The organism is Mesorhizobium sp. M7A.F.Ca.US.005.03.2.1, from assembly GCF_003997795.1.
GTDB lineage: Bacteria > Pseudomonadota > Alphaproteobacteria > Rhizobiales > Rhizobiaceae > Mesorhizobium > Mesorhizobium ciceri.
This window is the reverse complement of the sequence record NZ_RZRP01000793.1, coordinates 1-2,926: the sequence shown is the minus strand read 5'-3', so window position 1 is coordinate 2,926 and position 2,926 is coordinate 1. Positions and strand designations below refer to the sequence as shown.

The following is a 2,926-nucleotide window of genomic DNA, read 5'->3' as shown; positions in this document are numbered from 1 at the left end:
GCAAGTCCATCCTGCTCGATGCCTTGTCGCCGCGCGCACCAAGCGCCAGCGACAAGGCATCGAGCAGGATGGACTTGCCGGCACCGGTTTCGCCGGTCAGCACCGAAAGACCCGGCTGGAAGTCGATATCCAGCTTCTCGATCAGGACGATATCGCGGATCGACAGTCTGGAAAGCATCAGAACCCGAATCTAGAACGGCACGCGACCATTTGCAGTCGCAGCGCCGCACTATCTTTTTGTTTGAGCACCGGATCAATCCGAAAAGCGCTGTGAACGCTTCAGTCGATGCTCATACGTCAGGCGCCGGTGATCATCTTTCCGGCCTTGGATATCCACGACCCTGCATTTTCGCGCGGTGCGAGCCCATTGCTCTGCAAGAGCTTGTAGGAATCCTTGTACCACGAGCTGTCAGGGTAGTTGGTGCCGAGCACGGCGGCGGCCGTCTGCGCCTCCGAAGTCAGACCCATCGCGTAATAGCTTTCGGTCAGACGCGCGAGCGCCTCCTCGACATGGCGCGTGTTGGAATAGTTCTCGACCACGGTGCGGAAGCGCTTGACGGCGGCAATGTATTCACGCCGCTCGAGATAGTAGCGGCCGATCTGCATCTCCTTGCCGGCCAACTGATCGTTGGCGAAGCGGATCTTTTCCTTGGCGTCGTCGACATATTCCGATGTCGGCCAGCGCGTCACCAGATCCTGCATCGTCTGGACGGTCTGACGCGCTTCCTTCTGGTCCTGCGTCACGTCCTTGATCTGGCGGTAGTAGCTCAAGCCGATGATGTACTGCGCATAAGCAGCGTCATCGGTCGACGGGTAAAGCGTGAGATAACGCTTGGCCGAGCCGATCGCCTCGTCGTAATTGCCCTGGCGATAGTCGGCGAAAGCGCCCATCACCATCGATTTGCGGGCCCATTCCGAATAAGGATGCTGGCGGTCGACGGCGTCGAACTTGCGGCTCGCCTCCTGCAGGCGCCCGGCATTGAGATTGGCAAGGCCCTGGTTATAGAGAACATCGGCCGGCTCGGTCTGGTCGACATAGGTCGACAGGTCGATATCTTTCTCCGACGACATGCAGGCCGACAGGAAGAGCGATGGAACAACTACTGAAAGCGCCAGGAAAACGGCCCTCTGCGGTGCTTTCAATTGACCAACTCGCTTGAAGAACATGATTGGATCTCGCCCTTTCGGCGCTATTTCAATGCCAGTTGCATGCCATTGTTTCAAAACTGGTCCCCACTTTTGAACGACATGCACTAATCGACGGCAGCAGCCATAAACCATAACCGCCTTGCCCGGCAACGCTATCTCCGGCCAATCGCACATTTTTGTGGCGGCCGGACGCAGCTTGGACATCAACGCAATTTCACTGGCGGGTGGTGCATTCCTGCAACACGCGCTATCGCCCATGGAACCCGAAAAACCTGGGAAAATCAGATCATCCAGGGCGCGTAGAGCGGCGCGTTGACGGCGTTCATCTCGGCGCTGCGGCCACGCTCCCGGCGCGTCGTCTCGACGATCTCGAACGCCGTGCGATCCGACAGCAGGCGGCGCAGGGCCGCGGCATTCATCCTGTGGCCGCCGCGATAGGAGCGGAAGCAGCCGATGAAACGGGCACCGGCCAGCGCCAGGTCGCCCATGGCGTCCAGCGTTTTATGGCGCACGAATTCGTTGGGATAGCGCAGGCCGCCCATGTTGATGACGCGGTTGTCGTCGCCGATCACTAGCGAATTCTCCAGCGAGGAGCCGAGCGCATAGCCTGCAGCCCACAGCCGCTCGACATCCTTCATGAAGCCGAAGGTGCGGGCGCGCGCGATGTCGCGACGGAAAATATCGGCATTGAGGTCGGAGGCAAACAGCTGACGGCCGATCGCCGGGCTTTCGAAGTCGATCTCGATCTCGAAACGGGTTCCGTCATAGGGCCGAAACTCCGCCCACGAGGCGCCGTTCTCGATGCGGACCGGCTTGATGACCCTGATATAGCGGCGCTTCACCGAAAGCGTCTCGATGCCCGCCTGGTCGATGGCTTCGACGAACGCCATGGCGCTGCCATCGAAGATCGGAACCTCGGAACCGTCGATCTCGACAGCGACATTGTCGATGCCGAGCCCAAACAGCGCCGCCATGATGTGCTCGACCGTGGCGATATGCTCGCCGGCGGGATCACCAAGCATGGTGCACAGGTCGGTGGCGCCGACTTCCGAGACCAGGGCACGAAACTCGCGGCCCTGCTCGGCACCGTTGAAAAGCTGGAAAACGATGCCGGTGTCGGCATCCGCCGGCATGAAGCTGATGGACACTTCCTTGCCGCTGTGGACGCCGGTGCCAGTAAGCGACGCGCGCGTCTTCAATGTCGTCTGATAGTCGTGCAAGACAATCCCCATAAGCCCGTAATGCCTAGGTCCGCTTCTCCAGCCCGAGGGCGCGGCTCTTGTGTGAATCGGTTGGCAGGGCGACTTCCCCCGAAATCCCGGCAAACCGATGATGGTAGGCAGCGAAGATAATGTCCCGTCAGGGAGACTCCAAATCACGGTTTCTTACTCTGTGTAACCGCGAACTGGAATGGGTGCGACTTTGTAAGTTGTTGAAATCACATCATTTAAAACGTTAACAGGCAAGCGATTCCTCGCTTGCCTGTTAACAAATGTTACAGTCCGTTTACCAATCAGTTGGCCTGGCGGCGCAGGAACGCCGGAATCTCCAGCTGATCGTCTTCCTGAGTCGTCCTCACCTGCGGCGTCAGGCGGCCCTGATCGTCGAGTTGGCCACGGCGCGGCGCATAGAGCTGCGCATCCTGGCTGGCGAGGCGGCGCACTTCGGGCGCGGCCTGGCGCAGCTTGGGCTCGCGCGGCTGCGCCGGCTGCAGCCTTGCGGGTTCTTCCTCGCGGCGGGTCAGTCCGTTGGTCAGGCGCTTCAGCAGGCCCATCGG

Annotated in this window: 3 protein-coding genes and 1 pseudogene; all 4 read right to left on the bottom strand. The window is 60.2% G+C overall.

What is annotated here, in order from left to right; genetic code table 11:
• The coding region (locus EN991_RS30415; RefSeq protein WP_127370130.1) for an AAA family ATPase at positions 1-178 on the bottom strand (178 nt) is incomplete at its 3' end.
• Between the two features lie 119 nt (positions 179-297).
• Positions 298-1,167: an outer membrane protein assembly factor BamD gene (locus EN991_RS30410; protein ID WP_013530965.1), complete on the bottom strand. Its 870-nt coding sequence runs from the start codon at positions 1,165-1,167 to the stop codon at positions 298-300.
• A 263-nt stretch (positions 1,168-1,430) separates the two neighbouring features.
• Positions 1,431-2,381, bottom strand: a complete 951-nt coding sequence (lpxC, locus tag EN991_RS30405) for a UDP-3-O-acyl-N-acetylglucosamine deacetylase (protein WP_013530964.1) — start codon at positions 2,379-2,381, stop codon at positions 1,431-1,433.
• A gap of 281 nt (positions 2,382-2,662) precedes the next feature.
• A pseudogene (locus tag EN991_RS30400) lies at positions 2,663-2,926 on the bottom strand (cell division protein FtsZ); the annotation flags it as partial.

Coding starts and splice junctions, on each gene's coding strand:
- EN991_RS30410 (WP_013530965.1), bottom strand. CDS start 1,167: ATGTTCTTCAAGCGAGTTGGTCAATTGAAAGCACCGCAGAGGGCCGTT.
- lpxC (WP_013530964.1), bottom strand. CDS start 2,381: ATGGGGATTGTCTTGCACGACTATCAGACGACATTGAAGACGCGCGCG.